Here is a 24867-nt window from a genome sequence, read left to right as displayed (position 1 = left end):
CGAGTGGTATACGCGCGTCTACCTCCCCACGGTGGAAGAATTGCGCGCAAGGCGTCTCCTGCGGTACTTCCCCGGCCGTTCGCTCGGCGACCTGTTCGTCTATCTTGGAGACCACAAGTGGATCATGAGCAAGGCTGCCGGACGAGACGTCGGCACCGCGGCCGCCATCGAGAGCTTCGCCGGGTACCTGCAGGGCTGTCACCGGCCCGGGGCGTTCGCCCGTTGGCTGGGGGACTGGCGAGCGTGATCCACCACCCGCGGCGACGGGGGTCTCGCGGTCTGGGACCCGGGCCCAGCGCAGCAAAGGACTGAAACCTAGAGCGCCACGGAAGGGGCGTTTCAACGATGGCCTCACCAATGAGGGGCGTGTTCGCCATCCCGCCAACTCCGTTTACGTCCCGTGGCGATCTGGACGAGCCGGGGCTGCGGAGCACCCTCCGGTTCTGCCTCAGGGCACAGGTCCACGGTATCGTCACCCCCGTCAACGCCAGCGAGTTTACCAGCCTGAGCGACGATGAGCGTAAGCGGGTTGTGGAGATCGCCGTCGATGAGGTGGGCAGGACCGTGCCCCTCGTCGCGGGGGTCGCCGGCACGTGCCTCGAGCACGCGGTCATGTTGACGCGACATGCTCGCGAGATCGGCGCAGATGCCGTGATCGCCATGCCGCCCTATGCGTGCAAGGCCGCTCCCGGCGAGATCACGGCCTACTACCGCGCGATCGCCGCCGAGGCCGGGCGTCCCGTCTGGATCCAGAACCACATCCCGCCGATCGGGACGACCATGTCGCCGCAGTTCGTGGCCGGCCTGGTCGAGGAGATCGAGTGGGTGGATTACATCAAGGAGGAAAGCTGGCCTCCCGGGCACTACATCACGGCCACGCGCGCGCGGTGCGGCCCGAAACTCAAGGGCATCATGGGCGGGATGGCGGGCCGGTATCTCCTCGACGAGGTCCGACGCGGATCCTGCGGGACCATGCCGGCCTGCGAGATCGCCGATCTCCACGTCGCGCTGTGGCAGAAGATCGAGGCCCAGGACTGGCGAGGCGCGCGCCAGCTGTTCAATGCGATCCTCCCCTTGCTCAATATGGAGTTCATGTACGGGGTCAGCGTCTACAAAGAGGTCCTGAGGCGGCGCGGGGTGATCACCAGCACCTACATTCGGGGGGCGGGCCATTCCGCGCTTGACGAGTGTGACCACAAGGAGCTCGATGCCATCCTGGAGGATCTGACGCCGCTCTTCAAAGTCTAGGGTCGTCGCGGGCGGCGCGCGGGGCCTCACGGCCGCGCCGAAGCGTCCAGACACACCGTCGTGCGGTTGCGAAACTCACTCGAGTGCACAGGGGGGTGCTGAATGGCGTTGTTCGTCAGAGATGAGGCGATCAGGGATGATACCGTGAAGACGCAGTGGACGGTGATGTCGACCAAGATGGTCTACGGCAATGAGTGCAGCATGATGCTGGCCACCCGCCCTGGTGGGTACCATTCGCGGCCGCACATCCACGACTGTGAGCAAATGAACTATGTCATTGACGGGGAGATCTGGGTGTTTGTGGATGATCTGTTCTTCCTCGTGAAGGCGGGAGATTTTTATCGCGTGCCCGCGATGGCGGTGCACTGGGGCTGGATCACGTCTGATAAGCCGTGCACGATTCTTGAAGTCTTTGCCCCCGTCTACGTCTCCAGCTCCCACACCAATGCCGTGGCGCTGTTTGCGGAAGGGGAGACGCCCTCCCCGATGAAAGTCATTCGAAACTACTTCGTCTCGGATGAGTACCGGAAGATTGAGGAGAAGCTGCCGATCGAACGGAAATGATCACGCGCCGGCACGCCATCCGCACATCCGTGCAGAGGAGTTGATATGAGCCTGGCTGGTGGCCGGCGGCAAGAGTACGCCAAGGTGGGCAGCCGGACGCCTCGTACCGATTCGGCCGCCTTTGTATCGGCGAAGGCACGCTTTGCCACCGATCTCACGCTCCCGGGGATGCTTCACTGCCGGCTTCTCTATAGCTCGCAGGCACATGCCCGGATTCTAGACATCGACGTCTCAGACGCCGTGCGCCTGCCGGGGGTTGAGGCGGTGGTCACGGCCGCCGATGCCCCACCGATGAACTTGACCGGCATGAGCATCGCAGGGCGGGCGCTCCTGGCCGGGAGCACGGTTCGTTCCGTCGCCGATGTCGTCGCCGCCGTCGCGGCCGTCGACGAAGAAACGGCTCAACGCGCCGTCGAGCGCATCAAGGTGAGATACGAAGATCTCCCCGCGGTGTTTTCTCTCGAGACCGCGCTGGCGGAGAACGCGCCGCTCGTCCACGACGCAAAGGATCACTATCACCTCTCGCCGTGGCTCAGGCATTGGGCCGTGCTCGAGCCCGGCAACGTCTCATCACACTTCCGGCTGCAAAAGGGAGACGTGGACCGGGGAAAGTCCCGCTCCCACCTCATCGTGCGGGACCGCTTCCGGACGCAGCGTATGGAACACTTCTCCATGGAGTCCCATGCCGCGGTGGTGAGTTATGATCCCGCGACAGATAGGCTCACCGTCTGGAGCTCGTCCGGGAAGCCGTTTCGGACTCTCGCTCAGCTCGCATCATTGCTGAATCTCCCGATGAACCGGATCAACGTCATCTACATGCCGACCGGGGGTGACTTTGGCGGGAAAGGCGAGATCACGGTCGAGCCGTATTGTGCGATGTTGTCGATGCGAACCGGCAGGCCGGTGAAATGCGTGTACAGCCGCGAAGAAGAGTTCTTCGCGGCCACCTGCAAAACGCCGTTCGATATCGACCTGGCCATCGGGGTGGACCGGGACGGGTTGATCCTGTTCATGGAGGGCGACTTGGGGCTCGACACCGGCGCCTACAACTCGATGCCCGCCATGGTGTCGGTGCACGCCGCCACACATCTCGAGGGCCCGTACAACGTCCCCAACATCGTCGTCGGCGCGCGGTGCGTCTACACGCACAATGTCATGAGCGGATCGTTCCGTGGATTCGGGACCCCCCAGGTGACGTTTGCACGCGAGAGCCTGTTGGACGAGGTCGCGAAGACATTGCGTGTAGACCCGGTCGAGCTGCGCCTGCGCAATGCGTGGACACCGGGCGCGATCACGTGCACGGGGCAACGTTTGGACCCTGCGATGCACACCGTTGACGTCCGAGACACCATCATCGCGGCCGCCCAGAGTAGTCACTGGGCGGCACGAAAGGCCGAGTTCCACCGGGCGGGAGGAGCCGACGCGAAACAGCGGGGGATCGGTATCGCGACCGCCCATCATGGACTCGGGGGTGCGTCGTTTCTTGGTGCCGATACCGCCACCACCTTTGTCAAGCCGAACCCAGATGGGACCGTGATGATCATCTCGGGGGCCTCGGACGTGGGGCAGGGAATCGACACCGCGCTCAGTCAGATCGTTGGAGAAGCGCTGGGGTTACCCCGCTCTGCCATCGGCATCGCGTTCAAGAGCACCGACGGAGTCCCGCAGGATCTCGGTGCGTCTGCGAGCCGGACCATGTACGCGGTCGGCAACGCCACGCGATCTGCGGCGCTCGATCTTCGCGAGAAACTCGTCCGCGTCACCGCGCGGATGCTGGAAGCCGATCCCCACGACATCGAATGCAACGAGGGGAGGCTCTTTGTCCGCGGCGCACCCGGCCGCGCCCTGGCATTTGATGAGGTCGTCGCGTACTCCATGCGGAAGCTGGGAGAGCAGCCGTTCGGCATCGGCACCCATCGAGGACGAGGCGTTCCCCTAAACGAGCAGGCGCAGGGAGATTCGTACCAGACATTCGACTATGCAACGCAGGTGGCGGAAGTGGAAGTCGATATGGAGACTGGGGAGGTTCACGTCCAGAGACTTGTCAACGCTCAGGATGTCGGCAAGGCCGTCAACCCGCTGATCGTCGAGGGTCAGCTCGAAGGCGGGATGGTGATGGGATTGGGGTTCGCCCTGATGGAGGAGGTGATCTGCCGGGATGGGCACGTCGCCAACCCGTACGCGTTTGACTATCGCACGCCCCGGGCCGGCGATGTTCCCGATATCGAGACCGTGATCCTCGAGCACGGCGACCCGACGGGGCCCTACGGCGCCAAGGGCGTCGGTGAAATCTGCATGAACCCCACCGCCGCGGCGATTGCGAATGCGATTGCCGACGCCACGGGCATTCGCGTGACGTCGCTTCCGATTACGCCGGAAAAGGTGGCGCGGGCGTTGGGCTTCCGGGAGGGGTAGGGTCATGGTGCAGTTCCCGCTGTCGCCGCTCGTCGCGAGCGAAGCCGCGGTACTCTTTCGCGAGGAGCTGGCGTTATGCAATCTACAGGCCAAAGAAAAGGCCTTGATCATTACCGATCCGTCGACGAATCCCAACTACGTCGCGGCATGTTTCCATGCCGCATTATCGTTCGGCGCTGAGATCGCGCAAATCGTCGTCCCGCTGATCGAGGGCACGCCGGAGGCGGTCTCCCGCCGCATCGCCGAGCGACCGGTGCCATACCAGCATATCATCGAGCTGATGAAGCACGTGGATTTCGTCGCCGACCTCAGCTCGCGCGGCTTCCTCCATTCCGACCGCCAGATTGAAATGCTGTCCCACGGGATGCGTATGCTCCGGGTCCGCGAACCGCTCGAGTGTCTACAGCGGCTCTTTCCCCTCCGCGGGAATCGAGAACGCGCGGAGGCCGGCGCACAGGTGTTGGCGGGGGGCCGGCAATTTCAGGTGGCCACGCGAGCCGGGACGGACATCACCGTCGATCGGGGGGACCGGCCGGCCTTCATCCAATACGGGTATACCGAGACGCCTGGGCGATGGGACCATTGGCCTACGGCATTGGCCGCCATTGCACCCGACGAGCAACGCGCGGAAGGCACGATCGTGCTGTCACCGGGGGATTTGGCCGGACACCGGTATGTGACCGATGCCGTGCGATTGACGGTTGCGGGCGGCCGGATCACACGGATCGACGGGGGGCTCGATGCCGCCTTGCTTCGGGATCACTTCGATCGGGAACGAGGGTCCGATGCCGATCGTATCTCGCACATCGGCTGGGGGTGCGACCCTCGTGCCAAGTGGGATGCCCTCGACAGGTACCGTGCATACGATCAGGGCGGAGCAGAGATGCGCAGCGTGGCGGGGGGCGTCGTCATTGCCTTCGGATCCAACGGGGATCTGGGCGGAAGAAATCGGACGCAATTACACATGGATCTCGGACTCCGCGGGGCTCGCTTCGTGATCGATGACCGGCCCGTCATCGCCGATGAACAATTCCTCATCAGCGAGCTTCGGTAGTCTCGTGAAGGAAACGTGACGCGAGTGCCGGCCGAGGGCGGGGAGAGGCGACGTGCTGCATCCATTCCGGCTGCATGAGCCGACGACGGCGGAGGAAGCCTCGCGCCTGCTGTACGATCTCGGCGAGGACGCCGCCGTCTATGCCGGGGGGACGGAGCTCCTCCTGGCGATGAAACAGGGTGTGTTGCGATACGCGCACCTGGTGAATATCAAACATATCGGCCTCGGCGGCATCCACTATGATGAGGCTGCCGGATGCCTTCGGATTGGAGCAACGGCGACGCATCGGAGCATCGAGCATTCGGCAGTGGTGCAGAGTCATTTCCCCATGATCGCAGACATGGAGGCGCATGTCGCCAACGTGCGGGTGCGGGCCACCGGCACCGTGGGGGGAAACCTGTGTTTCGCGGAGCCGCACTCTGACCTGGCCACGGTGCTCTTGCTGTACGACGCCGCGGTGAGGATCCATGGAACGTCGGGCCACCGCACCGTGCCGGTGTCGGCGTTTTTGGTGGATTCGTACACGACGTGTCTGGGTCCGGGGGACATCATGGTGGAGGTCGAGGCGCCCCGGCTGCCCGTGGGTGCCGGCGCCTGCTACCGTAAGTTCGCGTTTCTGGAACGGCCATCTGTCGGGGTGGGCATCGTCATCGTCCCGACCCGCGATCGGGCGGCGATCGCTGACGCGCGCGTCGCTGTTGGATGCGTCGGGGCGACGCCGTTTCGCGTCGCCGAAGCCGAGGACACCCTCCGCGGCGTTTCACTCGCCGCGGCCACATTCGAACAAGCGGTCCGCTCGGCCGCGCGGGCGTTGGTGGCGCGGTGTGATCCGACGGAGGATCTGTACGGCTCCCGAGAGTATAAGCGGCACCTCGCCGGCGTGCTGGCACGGCGCACGGCGATGGCCGCACGAGAGCACCTCCTTGCGGAAGGAGCATCCCATGGCACCTCGTGACGTTGCGGGATCCGCGGAGGCGATCGCGATTGACTGCCGGGTGAACGGGCGGCCGATCCACACAGCGGTGGCCAGCCACCGCACCCTCCTCGACTTCCTCCGAGACGATCTGGGGCTTGTGGGGGCCAAGCGGGCGTGCGATGTGCAGGTCTGCGGCGCGTGTACCGTGCTGGTCGATGGGCTGCCGGTCAGCGCCTGCACCTATCTCGCCTTTGAGGCGCATGGAAAGTCCGTGGAGACGTGCGAGGGATTACTCGGCGACGGAGAGCTGCATCCGATCCAGGAAGCATTCATTCGTTCGGGTGCGTTGCAATGCGGTTTTTGCACGCCCGGAATGATCATGATCACGAAGGCCCTCCTCTCGGAGATCCGCGAGCCGTCCGTCCAGCAAATCAAAGAGTACCTTCACGGGAACATCTGCCGCTGCACCGGTTACATCAAGATCATCGAAGCTGTACAAATGGCTGCGCGGGCCTGCAGCGGGACGGGCCGGCGATAAATGCGTGGGGCATCTTCGCAGGCATCGGGGGGGTCTGAAAGATGGTGACCCGATACCTGCGGCTCCTCATCAGCACGGTCGTCGTCGTCGTCGCTTGGGATCTATGCGCCCGATTTGTCGTCCGGAATCCTTTGTTCTTGCCCTTCCCATCAACGGTGCTCCTGGCGGGGCTGCACGTCGCGCGCAGCGGGGAGTTGCTGCGCAACCTCGAGGTCAGCGTGTCGGAGTTCCTCGTAGGATCGGTCATGGGGGGCGTGGGAGGGATCGTGCTCGGCGTCTTGATGGGAGCGAACCAGAAGCTCACGGACTATGTGGATCCCTGGGTCTCCGCCGCGTACACGGCTCCGCTCGTGGCCCTCACGCCGTTGCTCATCATCTGGTTCGGCATCGGCCTGTGGTCCAAGGCCATCATCATTGCCCTTGTCGTCATCTTTCCGGTCACCATCGGGACGATGGCGGGGATTCGGTCCACGGACCGGGCCCTGCTGGAGGTGGCGACCAGCTTCGGTGCCACGCGACACGATGTGCTTCGGAAGGTCATGGTCCCCTGGGCGCTGTCGTTCATCCTCTCCGGCGCGCGCATCGGCGTGGGCAGGGGGGTGATCGGCATCTTCGTCGCTGAGCTCTTTGGAGGCGCGAGCAAGGGGATCGGGCTGATGATCGTCCAGGCGGCCTCGGCCTTCGATACGCCGCTCCTGTTTGTGGGGATCATCGTCCTCGCCGGCTTTGGGATCGTGGTCACGGGATCTCTGCGCTTGCTCGAACGGCGGCTGGCCCCCTGGCGGCCGCAGTCCGTCGTGTAAGCGGGGCGAGCCATGCTGCGAGTGGACAACCTGAGCGTCTCGTTCGTGCGGCGCGGGGACGAACCCCTGCCCGTTCTGGATCGGGTGAGCTTTGACGTGAAACCAGGGGAATTCGTCTCGCTGGTCGGACCGAGCGGTTGCGGCAAGACCACCCTGCTGCGGTGCGTGGGCGGACTCCACTCGCCAGACGCGGGGACCATCACGATCGCCGATCGGCAGCTGCACGGCGTCGATCGGCGGGTGGCTCTCGTGTTTCAGAGCGATTCCCTGTTTCCGTGGCGCAACGTGATGGCCAATATCGCGTTTGGGCTGGAAGTGCGGAGGTATCCCGGTGAAAAGACGTCCACGATTACGCGTGAGTTGGTCGAGATCGTCGGGCTCGGGGGGTTTGAGCGGGCGCTTCCGCACCAGCTCTCGGGTGGGATGCGGCAGCGCGTGAATCTCGCGCGGGCGCTGGCAGTGGACCCCGAAGTCCTCCTGATGGATGAACCGTTGGGCTCACTCGATATGCTGACCCGCGAGCAGATGCAGCTTGAGATCTTGCGGATCTGGGCGCGGAACAAAAAAACGGTCATCTTCGTGACCCACCAGATCGAAGAGGCCGTCTTTCTCTCGGACCGCGTTCTGCTGATGTCCCGGCGGCCCGGCAGGATTCGGCGCGATGTCGCGGTCGATCTCGGACGACCCCGGGATATGGGGACCCGCCGTACTCCGGCATTTCATGCGATCGTCGACTACTTGGGAGAGGAACTGAGCAACGGGCTTGCCGAACATGAGCCTGCCGGACCGAGAACCGATAGTGAATTCCGTCCGACCCTGGCAGAGAGAAAGCAGCCGTGACGGGCCGACAGGCCCGAAGGGAGGAGACGACGATGGCGGGGCGCAGGGTGTGTACGGGCGGGGTGGCGTTGTGCCTCGTTGCCGTGGTGATCTGTGCGTTACCGGGGACGGTGTTCCCGCAGGCTGCGCGGCCAATGGTGCGCTTCGGTACGGTCGGATTGGACGGCACCTATTATCTCCCGATCATCATGGCGCTGCAAAAGGGATATTTTGAGCAGCAGGGCATTCAGACGGAAGCCGTTCAAATCGGACCAGACGATAATCTGGTGCGCGCCGTGGCGGGAGGAGCGCTCCCGATGGGGATCCCCGAGGTGAGCATTGCCGTCAACGGGAACGCGCATGGGGCTCCTGTGACGGTCATCGCAGGCCTCCTCGATCGCTACCCCTACGACTTGACGGTGAAGCCGGCCATCAAGTCGTACGCGGATTTGCGCGGGAAGACCTTGGCCCACTGGACGGTCGCGCCGGAAGTGAGCACGACGTTGATCAGAAGGCTGCTGGAGAGCCACGGATTGAAGGAGGGGGAGTACAATATCATCGCGGGCGGCAACATGCCAACCCGCTATGCGGCCCTCAACCGGGGGGCCGTCGACGGCGCGATCCTGACGGTACCCTATAACCTCGTGGCTCGAAAGGACGGGTTCACCGTCCTCGGCGGCTTGTATGACATTCCGGCTGTGTTCGCCGGCGTCATCGCCAACTCCAACTGGGCGGCAAAGAACAGGATGCTCGCGGTCGCGTGGCTGAAGGCGGTCATCCTGGGATTCCGGTACGTGACCGATCCATCCCACCGGGATGAGGTTGTGAAGGTGATGGCCGATCGGACGAAAATCGATCCGGCGATCGTCGGCACCACGTACGATCAGTTGTACCGCGAACAATCGTATCTGGTAAGCTGGCAGCTGCTTCCCAGCCAACGATCGATGCAGGGCGTCGTCGATATCCTCGCCAGCATCGGGCAAATTCCCAAGGATGCCGTGACCTCGCGGTATTTTCAACTCACATACGTGACTCAAGCATTGCAGGAGCTGGGACGCTAGTGCCGATTGAATGAGCGCGCCCGCGCGGCGGGTGGCATGCCGCGCGGGATTGGCTACAACGGTGGGATCCGCTTTCCCCAACCCATCGCCGCTTCGTACGCCCCGGCCACCCGGAGCACCGTCGCCTCGTCGAATGGGCGGCCCGCGATCTGCAGCCCAACGGGGAGGCCCGCTTTGGTAAACCCGCACGGGACGGTGATGCTCGGGAACCCCGTGAAGCTGAACGGCCGGTTCAGCACGGGAGACCCCGTCGAGCCGAGCCCCGCCGGCGCGGGCCCCAGGGCGGACGGGGTCGCGATGACGTCGACCTCCCGAAGCAGGTTCCGCAGCCGCCCGATCACCACGGTCCTGATCTGCTGCGCTCGCACGTAGGTCGGCGCGGGGATCTGGAGCCCGGTCTCGATGATCGCCCTGAGCTTCGCGCCGTAGTCGCCCGACCGCTCGCGGTACCGGTCGACATGCACCGCCGCCGCCTCGACGTTGTGAATGATCTCGTGCGCCTCCATGCCCGCCTCGAACTCCGGCGGCAGCCGGACCTCTGTCGCGCCACAGCCCATTGTCTCGAGCGCACGGAGGGCCGCCCGGTACAACTCCTCCCCCTCCGGATCCACGTCATCCAGGAAGTACCGGTCCGGGATCCCGATACGGATTCCAAGCACGGCGTCGTCGGATGATGCGGCGCCGTCGAGCAGGGCCGCGTACGCCGGCGGGGAAGGCGCAGAAAGGGTGGCGGGGTCGTTCGGGTCGGGGCCGGCGATCGCTTCGAGCAGGACGGCGACGTCCCTGACGGTGCGCGCCATCGGGCCGGGGTGATCGAGCGTCCAGGCCAGCGGATGCACACCGTGGCGGCTCACCCGGCCGAACGTCGGCTTCAGGCCCACGGTTCCGCAAAAGGCCGAAGGCCGGACGATCGATCCCGACGTTTGACTGCCCAGCGCGCCGTGACACATCCGCGCCGCCAGTGCCGCGCCCGAGCCGCTGCTGGATCCTCCCGGCGTATGGTCGAGCGCCCACGGATTTCGGGCGGGGGAGGGGTCGAACGACGCGAACTCGGTCGTGTGGGTCTTGCCCAGGATGATCGCGCCGCGCTCGCGGAGCCGCGCGACCGCGGTCGCATCGAATGCGGGGACGAATCCCTCCATGATCCGCGACCCGCACGCGGTCTCTGTCCCCGCGGTATAGAAGATGTCCTTGACGCCAATGGGAATCCCGTGGAGCGGGCCAAGCAGCGTCCCCCGCGCCTGCAGCTCGGTGAGCCGCCTGGCCTCACGACGCGCGTCCTCCACGCGGAGGCGCGCCCAGGCCTGCACGCGGGGCTCGACCCGCTCGACGCGGGTCAGGGTGGACTCGAGCAGGTCGGCCGGGGTCAGCCGGCGCGCGGCGATCGCCCCCGCGGCGTCGGTGAGCGAAAGATCGCAGGGCTCACTCATCGGGCACGTCCAGGCGCGGGGCTCCCGCGGGTTCGATCTCGTGGGACACCGGCGTGCGATGGACGGTGTCCACCCGGCGCTCCACGGTCTGCCACTCCTCCGGGAACCGCTCCCCGGAGCCGGCCGGCAGCTCGAGCAGTCTCCGGATCCAGGCGATTGCGGTCTGATTGGATGCCATGAGGATCCTCCTGCGGTGACCTCTTGGTATATGGTAGAGAGGCAGTTGGCACGACGAACATGAACTTCCTGCCGGGGAAGGCCCGGTCCCGGCCGTTCGTTCTCTCCATCAGGTAGAATACATGAGGGGCTGATTGCGGAGGCCGCGAGATGGCGACTCAGATCCGGACGCTTGAAGAACTGTGCATCAACACGATCAGAACCCTGTCCATCGATGCCGTGGAGCACGCCCACTCCGGACATCCGGGGATGCCGCTGGGCGCGGCCACGATGGCGTACGTCTTGTGGACGCGCCACCTCCGGCACAATCCCAAGAACCCGAAGTGGCCGGATCGCGACCGGTTCGTGCTCTCGGCCGGACACGGCAGCATGCTCCTCTACAGCCTCCTCTACTTGACGGGATACGATCTCACGATGGACGATATCAAGCACTTCCGCCAGTGGGGGAGCCGGACCCCCGGGCATCCGGAATCCGAGCTCACTCCCGGGGTGGAAGTCACGACGGGCCCGCTCGGCCAAGGGTTTGGGAACAGTGTCGGGCTGGCGATCGTGGAACGGTGGTTGGCGGCCACGTTCAACCGGCCGGAGCACTCCGTCGTTGACCACTACACGTACGTCATCGCCAGCGACGGAGATATGATGGAGGGTGTGGCATCGGAGGCGGCGTCCCTCGCGGGCCACCTCCGGCTCGGCCGCCTGATCGTCTTGTACGACGCGAACCTCGTCAGCCTGTCCGCGACGACGAACGTCACCTTTACCGAGGACGTCGGCGCCCGTTTCGAAGCGTACGGCTGGCATGTGCAGCGGATCGACGGGAACGATCTCGGGGCGGTGGACGCCGCGCTCGGCGCGGCCCGCGCGGCCGACGACCGGCCCTCGCTGATCGTGGCGAGGACGCACCTTGGATTCGGGAGCCCGCACAAACAGGACACATTCCAGGCGCACGGTGAGCCACTCGGCGAGGAGGAGGTGCGGGCAACGAAGCGGTCGCTTGGCTGGCCCGAAGACCGGACGTTCTACGTCCCCGACGAAGCGCTGCGGGAGTTTCGCAAGGCTGTGGAACGCGGCGCGGAATTGGAAACGGCCTGGCAGCGGCGGGTCGCCGCCTACAGGGCCTCTCATCCAGATCTGGCCGGGCAATTTACGTCCGCGCTCGCGGGCGCGCTTCCGGAGGGTTGGGAGGCGAAGCTCCCGACGTTCACGCTCAAGGACGGCGAGATGGCGACGCGCGACGCGGGCAGCAAAGTGATCAACGCGCTTGCCGCAGTCGTGCCGAATCTGATCGGAGGCTCGGCGGATCTCGACCCGTCGACGCGCACGAACATGAAAGGGCAGGGGGATTTCGAACCCCCCGCCCCGGCCGGCAGCGCCGGGGATGGGCTGGCTCCGCAGGGCACGTCCGGAGGCGTCTGGGGATACGCCGGCCGCAACCTGCACTTCGGGGTGCGCGAGCATGCCATGGCGGCCATCCTGACCGGCGCGGCGCTCCACGGCGGCGTCCTCCCGTTTGGCGCTACATTCCTGACGTTCTTCGACTACATGAAGCCGAGCGTGCGCTTGGCGGCGTTGAGCGGGGCGCATGCCATCTACGTCTGGACCCACGACAGCATTGGGTTGGGAGAGGATGGACCGACCCACCAGCCCATCGAGCACCTGGCCAGCCTGCGCGCCATTCCGAACATGATGATGTTGCGGCCGGCGGATGCCACCGAGACGGTCGAGGCATGGCGGGCTGCGCTGAAACACACCGGAGGACCGGTGGGGATCGTGCTCACGCGGCAGAAACTGCCGGTGCTCGATCGCTCGAGCCTGGCTCCCGCGTCGGGCGTGGCGCGGGGCGGGTACGTGCTGGCCGAGGCCGGTGGCGCTCTGCCAGAGGTGATCTTGATCGCCAGCGGCTCGGAGGTGCCGCTCGCGGTCGAGGCACACCAGCGGCTCGTCAAGGAGGGGATTCGGAGCCGGGTCGTCTCGATGCCGTCGTGGGATCTATTCGAGGCCCAGGCGCGATCGTACCGGGATCAGGTCCTTCCCCCGGCCGTCCGGGCCCGCGTGAGCATCGAGGCCGCTTCTCCGTTCGGCTGGGAGCGGTACGTTGGATTGGACGGCGCGATCATCGGCGTGAACCGGTTCGGCGCCTCGGCCCCGGGGTCCGTGGTGATGCGCGAACTGGGCTTTACCCCGGAGCACGTGGTCGACGCCGCAAAGACGGTACTGGAGAAAGGACGGAAAACGCGATGAAAGAGATCACGGTTCGTAACCCTCTTCTGGCGCTCAGCAAGGCGGGCCAGAGCGTGTGGCTGGACTACATCCAGCGGAACCTGCTGCAGTCGGGCGAGCTGCGCCGGCTCGTCGAGGAGGACGGCCTCTCGGGGGTGACGAGCAACCCCACGATCTTCGAGAAGGCGATCTCCGAGAGCCCGGACTACGACGCCTCATTCGCCCGGCTCCGGTCGAAAGGGGCGAGCGTCACCGAAGCATACGAGACCCTCGTCGCCGAGGACATCACCGCGGCGTGCGATATCCTCCGGCCCGTGTTCGACCGGACGGGGGGCGCGGACGGGTTTGTCTCGGTTGAGGTCTCCCCGCTCCTGGCCCACGACGCGGCCGGCACGGTCCGGGAGGTCCGCCAGTGGATCGAGCGCATCGGCCGGCCGAACCTCATGGTCAAGATCCCCGGAACACCGGAAGGCGTGCCGGCGATCGAGGCGATGATCGCGGAGGGCCGAAACATCAACATCACCCTGCTGTTCTCGGTGCAGGCCTACAGCCGAGTCGCGGAGGCCTACCTCCGGGGCCTGGAGACCCGGGTGGCCGCCGGCCAGCCCATCGACCGCGTGGCCTCGGTGGCGAGCTTTTTCGTCAGCCGCATCGATACCGAGACGGACAAGCGGCTCGAGGCGAAGCTGCAGAATGCCTCCGATCCCGCCGAACGGGCGCGCCTGCAGGGTCTGCTCGGCAAGGTCGCGATCGCCAACGCGAAGCGGGCCTACCGCACGTTTCGCGAGCAGTTCGGGAGCGGGCGATTCAAAGCGCTGGCCGGCCGTGGGGCGCGCGTCCAGCGGCCGCTGTGGGGGAGCACCAGCACGAAGAACCCTGCGTATCCCGACCTCCTGTACGTTGAAGCGCTCGTGGGCCCCGACACCGTCGACACGATTCCACCCCAGACGCTCGCGGCGTTCCGAGACCACGGCCGGGTGAACCCGCGGGCGCTTCTGGAAGGGCTCGACGAGGCGGACGCCGTGTTCAGGCAGCTCCCCGAGGTGGGGATCAGTATCGACGACGTCACCCAGCGGGTGCTCGATGCCGGGGTGAAGTCGTTTGCGGATTCGTACAACCAGCTCCTCGCCGCGATCGAACGCAGGCTCCGCGCCGCGTAGGCGCACGCGGCACGACGCGGGTGCGGACCGCGACGAAGGAGTGGGAATCGTTGAGGGGGGTGGACGCGTGAAGCTGGGCTTTATCGGGTTCGGCCGGATGGGCGGCAACATGGTGAAGCGCCTCCTCGACCGCGGACACGAGATCGCGGTGTATGCCAGGCGGCCCGAAGTACGCAAGGAAGCGGGGGGACTCGGCGCCACCCCCGCGGCCTCGATCGCCGAACTCGTGGGCCAGCTGGCCTCCCCCCGAGTGGTGTGGATGATGATCCCCGCGGGCGATGCGGTCGACGCCACACTCCAGGACGTGACGCCGCTTCTCGGGCGGGGCGACATCATCGTCGACGGCGGCAACTCGTGGTACCGGGACTCGGTGCGGCGGGCGGAGGCCGCGAAGGCGCGCGGCCTGCAGTACATTGACGCCGGAACCAGCGGAGGCATTTGGGGGCTCACGGTCGGGTACTGCCTGATGGTGGGGGGGACGCCGGAAGCCGTGCGCGTCGTGGAGCCGGCGTTTCGGGACCTCGCACCGGAGGGCGGGTATCTCCACGTCGGCCCGAGCGGCGCCGGGCACTTCGTCAAAATGATCCACAACGGCATCGAATACGGCATGATGCAGGCCTATGCGGAAGGCTTCGCGGTCCTCCACGACGGGCCGTACAAGATCGACCTACGCGCGGTGAGCGACCTGTGGAACCACGGGAGCGTCGTGCGGTCGTGGCTGCTCGAACTCGCGGAGCGGGCGTTTCGCAGCGACCCCGACCTCCGGACGCTCCGCGGATACGTCGAGGACTCCGGCGAGGGGCGGTGGACGGTCCAGGAAGCGATCGACCGTAACATCCCGGCGCCGGTGATCACGCTCTCGCTCCTGCAGCGCCTCCGGTCCCGGCAGGAGGAGAACTTCGGGGATAAGGTTCTTGCGGCCCTGCGCAACCAGTTTGGCGGTCACGCGGTCCGGGGCGCGTAAAGCGGATGACCGCGGTCTCGAGTCCCTCGCCCGTCCGCGAACAGCGGCGGGCCCGCCGTGCGCCGGATCCGTGCGCGGTGGTGATCTTCGGCGCGACCGGCGACCTGGCCCATCGCAAACTCATGCCCGCGCTGTACATGCTCGCTCGGCTCGGCATGCTGCCGGCCGAGTATGCCGTGGTGGGATTCGCCCGGCGGCCGATGACCGACGACGTCTTCCGGCGCGAGGTGGCGAAGTCGGTGCTCGGCGACGCCCCCCCTTCAGGGGGGGAGCCGACGTGGGAGCTCTTTGCCCGTCGAATCTTCTACGTCCAGGCCGACTTCCACGATCCCGCCGGGTACGATCGTCTGCGCGAAATGCTCGACCGGCTGGACCGCGAGCGGGGCACCGCGGGCAACCGGCTTTTCTACCTGGCCACCGCGCCTGAACTCTACGCGGAGATCGTGAACCGGCTCGGTGAGCACCGGTTGGTCGCCCGGCCGACTCGGAGCGCCGACGGCGGCCGCCCGTGGACGCGGGTGATCGTGGAAAAGCCCTTCGGGCGCGACCTCGCCAGCGCACAGGCGCTCAACCGGACGCTGCTCGGCGTGTTCCGCGAGAGCCAGATCTTCCGGATCGACCACTACCTGGGGAAGGAGACCGTTCAAAACATCCTGGTGTTTCGCTTTGCCAATGGGATCTTCGAGCCGATCTGGAACCAGCACTACGTCGACCACGTCCAGATCACGGTGGCCGAGACGGTCGGGGTCGAAGGGCGGGCCGGCTACTATGATACGGCGGGGGTGGTGCGCGACATCGTCCAGAGTCACATGATGCAACTGCTGACCCTGATGGCGATGGAGTCCCCGGTGGCGATCGATCCCGACGCAGTCCGGTCCGAGAAGGTCAAGGTGCTACGCGCCGCGCGGCGGATCGCCCCCGACGGCGTCTCGCGCAACGTCGTGTTCGGCCAGTACGGCCCCGGCCGCATCGACGGACAGGCGATGCCGGGATACCTGGAGGAGCCCCGAGTGCCGGCGGGATCGCGGACGCCGACGTTTGTCGCGATGCGGCTCTTCATCGACAACTGGCGGTGGGCCGGCGTGCCGTTCTACCTACGGAGCGGCAAGCGCCTCCCGAAGCGGGTGACCGAGGTCGCCGTGCAGTTCAAGCGGGCCCCGCTGCCGCTCTTCGGCGACAGCGCCGCAAGCGAGCCCAATCTGCTGGCGCTGAACATCCAGCCCGACGAGGCGATCTCGCTCAGGTTCGTGGCGAAGGTCCCCGGCATGTCGATGACCCTGCGCCCGGTCAACATGGGGTTCACGTTCGGGACCGCCTTCGACGTCGGAGAGATGTCGGCGTACGAGCGGCTGCTGCTCGACTGCCTCCTCGGCGACTCCACCCTCTTCACCCGTCGAGACGAGGTCGAGGAGGCCTGGGACTTGGTGGAACCGGCGCTCGAGTGGTGGGAGCAATCGTCGCCGGCCGAGCCGCCCCCGATCTACGCCGCGGGGACCTGGGGGCCCGACGCCGCGCGCGCCCTCCTGGCCCGAAACAACCGACGCTGGCGGCCATTGTAGCCCGCCCGGGCATCGGCCGGCGCCGATGCCGCTGCAGAGGGAAGTCCCGCCGACAGTCCGAATCTGGGGCACCAGTCTTGTTGGGGGGGGCGTATGCCGGCGCAAACGTCTGCGTCCAGCAAAGCGGCATTGCTTGAGAAATCGACGTTGTTCACGGGGCTCTCGGCGCGAGAGCTGACGAAGATTTCGCGGTTGATGGATGAGGTAGGGGTCCCGATGGGGAATCGGCTGGCCACCATCGGGGAGGCGGGCCGTGAGATGTTCATCATCGTCGACGGCCGCGCCCTGGTGACGACCAGACGTGGACGAACCGTTCACCTGGGGCCGGGTGACTTCTTCGGTGAGATGAGCCTGATCGACGGAGACCCTCGCTCCGCGACGGTCGACGCGGCCACCCCGATGCGGTTGTTGGTCCTCAAGTACCGAGAGTTCTGGCAGCTGTTGGACGAGTCTCTGCCGATGACGAGGAAAATCATGCGCACGCTCTCCAGGCGTCTCCGGCAGGCGGAGCGATTGACGACTGGATGACGTTGAAAGCACATGCATGCCCCAGAAGCCGATCGAGCTCATCCTGATCCGCCAGCTCGCCGGCTACCTGTCCATCCCGATCTTTGTGGTGGACGCGGAAGGGACCTTGCTCTTCTACAACGAGCCCGCCGAGCTGCTGCTGGGGCGCCGATTCGACGAGGCCGGTGAAATGAAGCTGGGGGTCTGGTCGACCATCTTCCACCCAAAAGATGAGCATGGTGCCCCGCTCCCCGTGGAGGCCTTGCCGCTGTTCGTGGCCCTCCGGCAGGGCCGCCCCGCCCACAGGATCATTCAATTCACCGGGCTCGATGGGGGGTCCAAGCTGATTGAGATCATGGCGTTTCCGGTTGCAGGGCTGAGCGGACGGCACCTCGGCGCAGTGGCCGCCTTCTGGAGTGCTGAGGGCGTGTGAGGATCACACTGTGGGGCACCAGAGGGTCCTTGCCGAGCCCCGGTCCTGATACCGTCCGGTACGGGGGCAATACGTCCTGCGTCGAAGTCCGGGGCGAAGATCGAACGCTGCTCATCCTCGACGCCGGGACAGGTATCCGGCGACTGGGCGCCGCGCTTGAGCCGGAGGTCGCCAGGGTCGACATCCTTCTGACGCACCTCCACATGGACCATATCCTCGGGCTTGGGTTTTTCGGGCCGCTGGAACGCTCCGACCTGGATGTCCACATCTGGGGGCCATCGTCGACCACCTTCGATCTCGAGACGCGGTTGACCAGATACCTCAGCCCGCCGTTGTTCCCCGTTCGATTGTATGACCTGCCGTGCCGCCTCACGTTCCACGATGTGCCCTTGGGGAGCTTTGCCATCGCCGGATTCCAGATCACGGCTGCGCTGGTGTGCCATCCGGGCCCCACGGTGGGCTACCGCATCGCCGATGAGGGGGGCGTGATGGCCTACATCCCCGACCACGAACCGGCGCTGGGGGTGCGCCACCTCCCGGTGCCTTCGGGCTGGACCTCCGGGTTCGACCTCGCGGCACACGCGGATCTCCTCATCCACGATGCTCAATATGCCGCCGCCGAGTACCCGCAGCATGTCGGATGGGGCCACAGCGCCATCTCCCATGCCGTCGCCTTTGCCAAGTCAGCCCACGTCAAGCGGCTCATCGCGTTTCACCACGCCCCCAACAGGTCCGATCAGGCGCTTGACCGGTTGATCGCAGACGGCTGTGGGTCGTCCCCGCTGCCCTTCTCCTGCGAGGCCGGGAAGGAGGGGGCGCATTTCCACCTCGGCCCGCATAGCCGCGTATTGATGCCCTGATCTGAGGCTCGCCGTACTGCACGTTGGAAGGGAGGGTGCCCCGTGTTCCAGCGATCCAAGAAGGTGGCCCTGCTGCAAAAAATCCCGCTGTTCAGGGATTTGTCGCGGAAGCAGCTCGGGCAGATCGAACGGCTCGTCGACGAGATCACGGTGCCGGCGGGGAGCCGGTTGGCCACCGCCGGCCAGCACGGCGCCGAACTCGTCATCATCGTCGAGGGGCGGGCTACCGTCACCATCGGCCGCCGGCGAACCGTCCGCCTCAGCCCCGGCGACTTTTTTGGAGAGATGAGTCTCGTCGATGGCGGGCCCCGCTCGGCCACGGTGGAAGCAGCGTCGGACATGCGCCTGCTCGTCATCGGTGGACGCGAGTTCTCCGAACTGTTGGAGAAGGCGCCGCCGATCGTGGTCAAGATCATGCGGGTCCTGTCGTGCCGCGTTCGAGACGCGGAGGCCTCCGTGTCGGCATAGAGGATCAGGTCGCTACGGACGGATGAGGCCCGTGGCCCGCCAATACGGGACGCTTGCGGCAATTGCCACGATGACGAGGAGCGTGAGCGCCGCGCCAACGAGGACCCCGTCGCGTTCCGTGAACATCTCGCCCCGGGTGGCATCCCGAAGAAGCGTGTAGAAGTCGCTCAGGTTCGGAAGCAGCCAGGTGTTCCCGACGGTAAGCACGATGAACCCAACGAGCCAGGGGGCGAGCCCCAGGTGTGGGGCCGCGGGCACCAACGCCAGGCTCAGCAGAAAATTCGCGGGAACTCTTGGCAGCACGAGCCGGCATACCGCCACGGAGGCGCCGAGGAGGGGCGCGAGGAGTGCGGGATGCCCGACGGCATGGACAAGGGGGATCAGCCTCGCGGCAATCCACTGGTCGATCCCGGCGCTTCGGAACACTTCTCCGGAACCGACCAGGATGCCGAAGAGCACAAGAAATCCCCACTCGATCTCCCTGCGGAACATCGTTCGATCGAGGACGCCTCCGGCGAGCACCACGACCAGGGCCGTTGCACCGAGCCACGCCGTGTCGACGCGAAGAAGAGGTTGCACCAGCAGGCCGATGAGCAGCACAGCCAGCGCCGCAATCGTGGTGCGCTCCTGCCGCGAGAGCGGGCCGAGGACGGCCGCCTGCCGGTGAAGCATCTCGACCGACACCGTGGGAGCCCGCTGCGGGCGAAATAACACGAGGAGGATCACAAGCGCACCCACGTAGAGGATGATTCCCACAGGCGCGGCTTCCCGGAACCAGGTCAGCCAGTCGATATGGAGACGCTCGGCGGGCGGCAACAAGCCCAGCACGAAGAAATTTGTTGCCAATCCGGTGAGGAACACGCTGCTGAACGATGCATAGCCGATGAGCCCTGCAAAGGCGAGCGCGGCGCTCTCCTGGGTCCGACCGGAGTATCCTAATCCTTGGGCGAGTTCCTGCGCCAGGCCCCCCGTTGTAGCGATCCGCGCAGTGGCCATGGGCACAATGGGTGTCGTGAGCACGCCTCCGGTGAGAAGGGCACAGATCTGACCTGCGTGAGTCGCCGGCACGAATCTCAAGAGTAGGAGCGCGAGCCTGAAGAGCAAACCCGAGCGAGCCATGGCCGCCGCCAGTCCAACCGCCCCGAGGGCCAGGACCCACGTGGGGCTCGCGAACCCGGAAAAGGCCATCGACACGGGCACGAGGCCGGTGATCCCCCAGGCCGCCGCCATCCCGAGGGCCACCACGAAATCGGGCACTGGCTGACACAGCCACGCCGCGCCGGCACCAAGAACGATGACGCCGACGTGCCATCCCTTGGAGGTGAGCCCGCCGACCGGGGGGATCGACCACAACGCAAGGGGAAGGGCGAGGGCCGCTACGACTCCCATCGCCCGCCATCTGACGGAACGTGCAGGATGGGGGATGTTGATGGCCGCGTCGCCCTCGATGGCGGACGACCGGGTGGCCCCCACGCGCTCTCGCGATCGTTCGTCGATCAATGTCGCGAGGGATGCGGCCATCGCCAAGCCGATCGCTGGGCGCTCACGGACCACCTGTTCCAATCGCTCGCGCGGTAGACGCCAGGCATCGACGTCGGTGATGGCTCTGGCGGAGGCGGTCCGGCGCGCGATGAGCAGGCCGAGATCACCAAAGTGCTGCGGCGCCTCGAGGACCGCCACGGATCTGTCGCCGTCCGCCGTCCTGACGGTGATGTTGACCTTACCGCGTTCCAGCAAATAGAGCGCATCGGCCCGTGCCCCTTCGGAGAAGATCACGGTACCGGCGGGGACGTGAACCCGTTCCAGCCCACCAATCAGCCGTGCAATGTCCACACGATCGAGATCGGTGAAGAACGGCACACAGCGCAGGAGCGCGTCAACGGGTTCCGGTGAAGACGAGACCTTGTGCCGATGATCCACGGCTCGGTCGCCCTCCGCTGCCACTGAATACCAGCGCAGTCACGAATGTCCTTTTTCCGCCGACAACGCGGCATGCCTGTTTAACATAGTCATAACGTTCCGATGCTAGTGTCAACGGGGGAACGGGTTCGACGCTGCAGGGCTCGGCGGGGGGTGGGAGATGTTGTCGGGGTATGCCAAGTGGCGGCACACGAAGGCCAGCCACGCGATTCGCACTCGGTTTAAGGTTGCGCTGATAGAGAAGGTTCCGCTCTTCGCGGGGTTGTCGAAGAGGGAGTTCAGTCAGATCGCCGGCCTGGTGGATGAGGTTGAGGCGCCGGCGGGAACACGGCTCGCCACGATCGGCGAGGCCGGCCACGAGCTGTTCATTATCGTCGAAGGAGAGGCGCGGGTGACCACCCAACCCGGCCGCACGGCCTCGTTGCGGGCGGGGGATTTCTTTGGCGAAATGAGCCTGCTGGACGGGGAGCCCCGTTCGGCCACGGTCGAAGCGAGCACCCCGATCCGGCTGCTGGTCCTCGGGCACCGGGAATTCTGGCAGTTGCTGGACCGGACGGCATCGCTTGTCCACAAGATCATGCACGCCCTCTGCCAGCGAGTTCGACACGCGGAGAAGTCCGTCCTCGACGTCAAGGGCACGTCGGTCAGGGCATAACAGCCCTCGCCGTCTTCGGCGGCGGCTAGCGGAGTTGCTGCCAGGAGAGGATGGTCATACCGCTTCCGAAGGCGCTGAGCGCGAGCGGGTCAAATCGGAGCACGACGGTCGCGTTCTGAGCGGAGAAGCTGGGGTTCGCCGTCCCCCGATTATCGTGATACATGGCCCCAACCTGATCCACAGACGCCTGCGGATGGATCGCCATCCCATCCTGCGTGTAGACCAGGCCATCCACGACCAGCGTGCTTCCCTCGCACACCAGGATGCGCCCGGACCCGTTTGCGTGCTCGCCCTCACATTCGTTCGTCGATCTTCCGGCGGGGGCAGCGAACCCGAACACCACGATCCCGGGCATCCGGCGACCTGACACGTCGGAGAGGTCGTGCCGGATCGCGACCGTCGCGTTGTCCGCGATGATCAGATCGCCCCCTACGGCAAGCGTGACGTTACCCAGGTCCACGCTTCGGGTGAACCGAACCGATCCTGTGACGTATACGGTGCCTTGCAGGGATTTCCCCGGATATGCCGCGAGGTACGCGGCGATCTGATAGAACTGTTTGAGTTCATAGACAGAATCCTTTTGCGGGAACCCCAGCATCTTGTTCATGGCCTCGTTGGCCGTATTGTGCGCGGCCTGGGTCCAAAACGTCTCGGGATTGAGGCCGAGGCGCGGCAACGCTTCCTCGCGCATGCTGTTCATGTACACATGAGGAAGATAGTTCGCGTCGCGGAGGTCGGATATCCGTTTGACATCGGACAGACTTTGTCCCACGGTCACGCAGGCGTAGGGAGTCCCGCACGCGTTCACGGCCGGCCCGGTCGCCGGTCGAGCCTTGACGATGTCCCCGAACGCCCCCAAGATCCACGGAGCCGGATCGGCCGTGGGGGTGGGATCGTAGCTCGGCGCGGTTGCGAACCCGAACAGCATATAGTCAAGAAATCTCCCGTCTCGTAACGTCACGGCATCGCTGGCCACGTCGCTCACGGTATTCAGTCGGACCCCGTTGTCGGCGAAATTGATCTCCGTGAAGGATCCCAGGGTTCCCCCTCCCCCGGGCGAGCCGACGAGATACGGCGCAAGGTACACTCGGGTCGCCGCCCCTTGAAACTCGATCCGGGACACCCCGAAGAGTGCCGTCAAGAAGGGCACCCCGGCCACGCCACAGGCACGGACCCGCGTAGAGAGCGTCCTACTGAGATACGCGACCTGTCCGACGGCCTCCAGCGTCTTGAGCCCTGATCCGCACGCCGTCTTTGGCCCGGTATCGGTATCGACCCAATACGTGAACTGGCCGCCCCCATACGTCTCCGTCACGCCTTCGGCCGGCGTCGCGTAGGCCCCTGGATCGGCCGCTGCCGAAACCTGCACCTTGGCTTCTTCGAGGCCGGCCTGAGCGATGTAGAAGCTGCGGCTCACCGCGTACTGGATGGACGCGTGGGTCATATCCGCGTTCATCAAACCGATCAGCGACACACTGACGATGGTGACGATAAGTATCGTCACCAGGAGGGTGATCATCACCAGGCCGCGCTCACCGGGCTGATCCACGGCGCGATTTTCACACACCGCCCAATCACGGAGACGGGTCAAGGCGTCCTACACTGGGGCGTGGAGTCCGTCAGGGACGGCCTGCGTGACTCCTTACGTGCCCCCTTCTGCGTCATCGCCGGTGGGGCCCTGAGTCTTGACCTTGATGATCAACGTGCCGGTAAACTTATTAATCGCTTGGGCTGACTCCAGGTTCTTGAAGAACTTACACTCCAGAGCCGGACCCGAGCCCGACGAGACGAGGCTTTTTCCGCACTCTTTGAAGCTTTGCTCTGTCCCCGTGATGCCATACGTCGGCACGTGCGAGAGACACGGCTGACTCCCGTCTGCCGTGGTGGTGCCCACGCATATAGCCAACGGGTTGAAGTTCGGTTCTTGGAGGATGAAAACGCTGCTCACTCCGACTGCGCCCGGGCCAATGCTGAGGGAGGCTTCGGTCCGAAAAGCTTGTAGGAGCAACGGAGCGGTGCAGTCGACGAAGGCCGAACCTTGATGCTCGGTGACGAAAGATTCGAAGGTCGACGTGCCCCCGGTGGACGTGAGCAGCGTGATCCCCGCGCCGTTTGCACTGCCCTCGCTGGTGACCAGGGCGTTCGTCCCGCCCAGCCCGGCGAACACGCTCATGCCGGTGTTCGGATCTATCAAGGGCAGGAAATCGACGGTGTTGGTCCCGAAAGCGGCGGTGAAATAGGTGGCCGATGAGAGACCGAAGGTGCATTTCGTTGTCGGAATGAGGGCGACTGATTCGGCAGTGGGCAGGGGGGCAACTGCCGAGACCTTCCCGTTGGAAGGATTGACGGCGACGACATTGCCCGTCGGCGGTACCGAAGGAACGATCGGGGATACGGTGACGAGAAGCTGACCCCCAAACGAACCAAATGATAAAGGCGCAACGTCCGGCCCCTCGACGATCTGGCCCGTGGTGATTGGTACTGTCGCGATGGGCCTACGGGTTGGAGCACCATCTACCTTCACGGTCTGACCGCTCCCGTTCAGGAGCCACACCGGGCCGTTTGCACATGTGACGATCAAATTGTGGCCAAACGTGCCCTGACGGTCGATGGTGATGCCGTTGCCTGAAGCTGCGCAGGAAGGAAGGGTCGCAAAGGCGGTAACGGTTGAACCGTCAAACGAGATCTTGGTAATGTTCGGGCCCTGGGTGACGTATACGTCATTTGACGTGAACCCGTTGAAAAATGGGGTCGGGAATCCCGCGACGGTCTGGATGTTCGGCTGTGCGGGCACGATGGCGATATAATCCTCGCAAGTAGCAGGCCCCTGGGCGGGAAGCGTCGCGAACACGCTTGCGGTCGCAGAACTCTGCGTGCCGCTAATCGACAGAACTTGTGTTGAACAATGTTGGGTCACGAGTGCCCTGCCGAGCGAGACCGCGACCGCGACTGGTTGGTTGACCGTCACGTTGCCGAACGGTGATTCGAGAGGAGGTGCTACTCCAAACGAGGCCGAGTTAGGGACGGCCAAAAGCCAGCCCACCACCAGAACAGCCAGGAATGCCGGCCCGCATCGCCCGGGCCGTTTCTTTAGCGAGT

The 24867-nt window shown here is 65.4% G+C and carries 24 protein-coding genes; 19 read left to right on the top strand and 5 right to left on the bottom strand.

Going from position 1 to position 24867, the window contains the following annotated elements:
* The 10 genes from VFP86_11025 to VFP86_10980 all read left to right on the top strand — a co-directional run.
* The coding region (locus VFP86_11025) for a DUF4032 domain-containing protein (GenBank protein ID HET9000170.1) at positions 1–247 on the top strand (247 nt) is incomplete at its 5' end.
* Positions 248–357: 110 nt separating this feature from the next.
* On the top strand, positions 358–1248 hold the full coding sequence (locus VFP86_11020) for a dihydrodipicolinate synthase family protein (protein ID HET9000169.1): 891 nt from the start codon (positions 358–360) through the stop codon (positions 1246–1248).
* A 102-nt stretch (positions 1249–1350) separates the two neighbouring features.
* Positions 1351–1812 carry a cupin domain-containing protein gene (locus tag VFP86_11015; GenBank protein HET9000168.1) on the top strand — a complete coding sequence of 154 codons (462 nt, stop codon included), beginning with the start codon at positions 1351–1353 and terminating at the stop codon, positions 1810–1812.
* Between the two features lie 45 nt (positions 1813–1857).
* A complete protein-coding gene (locus VFP86_11010; GenBank protein HET9000167.1) occupies positions 1858–4227 on the top strand; it encodes a xanthine dehydrogenase family protein molybdopterin-binding subunit in 2370 nt (789 codons plus the stop codon).
* A 4-nt stretch (positions 4228–4231) separates the two neighbouring features.
* On the top strand, positions 4232–5281 hold the full coding sequence (locus VFP86_11005; GenBank protein HET9000166.1) for a hypothetical protein: 1050 nt from the start codon (positions 4232–4234) through the stop codon (positions 5279–5281).
* 52 nt (positions 5282–5333) lie between these two features.
* A complete protein-coding gene (locus VFP86_11000; GenBank protein HET9000165.1) occupies positions 5334–6236 on the top strand; it encodes a xanthine dehydrogenase family protein subunit M in 903 nt (300 codons plus the stop codon).
* Positions 6223–6735 (top strand): (2Fe-2S)-binding protein, encoded by a 513-nt coding sequence (locus VFP86_10995; GenBank protein HET9000164.1) that lies wholly within the window; start codon positions 6223–6225, stop codon positions 6733–6735. The genes VFP86_11000 and VFP86_10995 overlap by 14 nt, the downstream gene beginning before the upstream one ends.
* A gap of 41 nt (positions 6736–6776) precedes the next feature.
* Complete coding sequence (locus VFP86_10990) at positions 6777–7538, top strand: ABC transporter permease (GenBank protein HET9000163.1); 762 nt, start codon at positions 6777–6779, stop codon at positions 7536–7538.
* Positions 7539–7550: 12 nt separating this feature from the next.
* The gene (locus VFP86_10985; protein HET9000162.1) at positions 7551–8378 is read left to right on the top strand and encodes an ABC transporter ATP-binding protein; all 828 of its coding nucleotides are present in this window, start codon (positions 7551–7553) and stop codon (positions 8376–8378) included.
* 32 nt (positions 8379–8410) lie between these two features.
* Positions 8411–9418 carry an ABC transporter substrate-binding protein gene (locus VFP86_10980; GenBank protein HET9000161.1) on the top strand — a complete coding sequence of 336 codons (1008 nt, stop codon included), beginning with the start codon at positions 8411–8413 and terminating at the stop codon, positions 9416–9418.
* Positions 9419–9471: 53 nt separating this feature from the next.
* Here the strand turns inward: VFP86_10980 and VFP86_10975 are convergent, their stop codons facing one another.
* Both VFP86_10975 and VFP86_10970 read right to left on the bottom strand, forming a co-directional pair.
* Positions 9472–10848 (bottom strand): amidase, encoded by a 1377-nt coding sequence (locus VFP86_10975; protein HET9000160.1) that lies wholly within the window; start codon positions 10846–10848, stop codon positions 9472–9474.
* Entirely contained in the window at positions 10841–11026 is a 186-nt protein-coding gene (locus VFP86_10970) for a hypothetical protein (GenBank protein ID HET9000159.1), read from the bottom strand. The genes VFP86_10975 and VFP86_10970 overlap by 8 nt, the downstream gene beginning before the upstream one ends.
* A gap of 149 nt (positions 11027–11175) precedes the next feature.
* On the opposite strand from VFP86_10970, the gene tkt reads away from it, so the two are divergent.
* The 8 genes from tkt (at position 11176) to VFP86_10930 (ending at position 19193) form a co-directional block, all read left to right on the top strand.
* The gene (gene tkt, locus VFP86_10965; GenBank protein ID HET9000158.1) at positions 11176–13263 is read left to right on the top strand and encodes a transketolase; all 2088 of its coding nucleotides are present in this window, start codon (positions 11176–11178) and stop codon (positions 13261–13263) included.
* A complete protein-coding gene (gene tal, locus VFP86_10960) occupies positions 13260–14402 on the top strand; it encodes a transaldolase (GenBank protein HET9000157.1) in 1143 nt (380 codons plus the stop codon). The genes tkt and tal overlap by 4 nt, the downstream gene beginning before the upstream one ends.
* A gap of 67 nt (positions 14403–14469) precedes the next feature.
* On the top strand, positions 14470–15366 hold the full coding sequence (gene gnd, locus VFP86_10955; protein ID HET9000156.1) for a decarboxylating 6-phosphogluconate dehydrogenase: 897 nt from the start codon (positions 14470–14472) through the stop codon (positions 15364–15366).
* Between the two features lie 5 nt (positions 15367–15371).
* On the top strand, positions 15372–16925 hold the full coding sequence (gene zwf / locus VFP86_10950; protein HET9000155.1) for a glucose-6-phosphate dehydrogenase: 1554 nt from the start codon (positions 15372–15374) through the stop codon (positions 16923–16925).
* Positions 16926–17018: 93 nt separating this feature from the next.
* The gene (locus VFP86_10945; protein HET9000154.1) at positions 17019–17453 is read left to right on the top strand and encodes a cyclic nucleotide-binding domain-containing protein; all 435 of its coding nucleotides are present in this window, start codon (positions 17019–17021) and stop codon (positions 17451–17453) included.
* Between the two features lie 16 nt (positions 17454–17469).
* The gene (locus VFP86_10940; GenBank protein HET9000153.1) at positions 17470–17865 is read left to right on the top strand and encodes a PAS domain-containing protein; all 396 of its coding nucleotides are present in this window, start codon (positions 17470–17472) and stop codon (positions 17863–17865) included.
* The gene (locus VFP86_10935) at positions 17862–18725 is read left to right on the top strand and encodes an MBL fold metallo-hydrolase (protein HET9000152.1); all 864 of its coding nucleotides are present in this window, start codon (positions 17862–17864) and stop codon (positions 18723–18725) included. The genes VFP86_10940 and VFP86_10935 overlap by 4 nt, the downstream gene beginning before the upstream one ends.
* A 42-nt stretch (positions 18726–18767) precedes the next feature.
* The gene (locus tag VFP86_10930) at positions 18768–19193 is read left to right on the top strand and encodes a cyclic nucleotide-binding domain-containing protein (GenBank protein HET9000151.1); all 426 of its coding nucleotides are present in this window, start codon (positions 18768–18770) and stop codon (positions 19191–19193) included.
* Between the two features lie 12 nt (positions 19194–19205).
* On the opposite strand, the gene VFP86_10925 is transcribed toward VFP86_10930, so the two are convergent.
* The gene (locus tag VFP86_10925) at positions 19206–21113 is read right to left on the bottom strand and encodes an SLC13 family permease (GenBank protein HET9000150.1); all 1908 of its coding nucleotides are present in this window, start codon (positions 21111–21113) and stop codon (positions 19206–19208) included.
* A 160-nt stretch (positions 21114–21273) separates the two neighbouring features.
* Between VFP86_10925 and VFP86_10920 the strand changes: the two genes are divergently transcribed.
* Positions 21274–21768, top strand: a complete 495-nt coding sequence (locus tag VFP86_10920; GenBank protein HET9000149.1) for a cyclic nucleotide-binding domain-containing protein — start codon at positions 21274–21276, stop codon at positions 21766–21768.
* A gap of 25 nt (positions 21769–21793) precedes the next feature.
* Here VFP86_10920 and VFP86_10915 read toward each other — a convergent pair whose 3' ends face one another.
* Both VFP86_10915 and VFP86_10910 read right to left on the bottom strand, forming a co-directional pair.
* Positions 21794–23290: a hypothetical protein gene (locus VFP86_10915; protein HET9000148.1), complete on the bottom strand. Its 1497-nt coding sequence runs from the start codon at positions 23288–23290 to the stop codon at positions 21794–21796.
* Positions 23291–23410: 120 nt separating this feature from the next.
* Positions 23411–24867 (bottom strand): hypothetical protein (locus tag VFP86_10910; GenBank protein ID HET9000147.1); only part of this gene is annotated, 1457 nt, incomplete at its 5' end.

This window comes from bacterium (assembly GCA_035703895.1).
Lineage (GTDB): Bacteria > Sysuimicrobiota > Sysuimicrobiia > Sysuimicrobiales > Segetimicrobiaceae > Segetimicrobium.
Note: the sequence above shows the minus strand (reverse complement) of the source record. Positions and strands in the feature narration are given on the sequence as shown.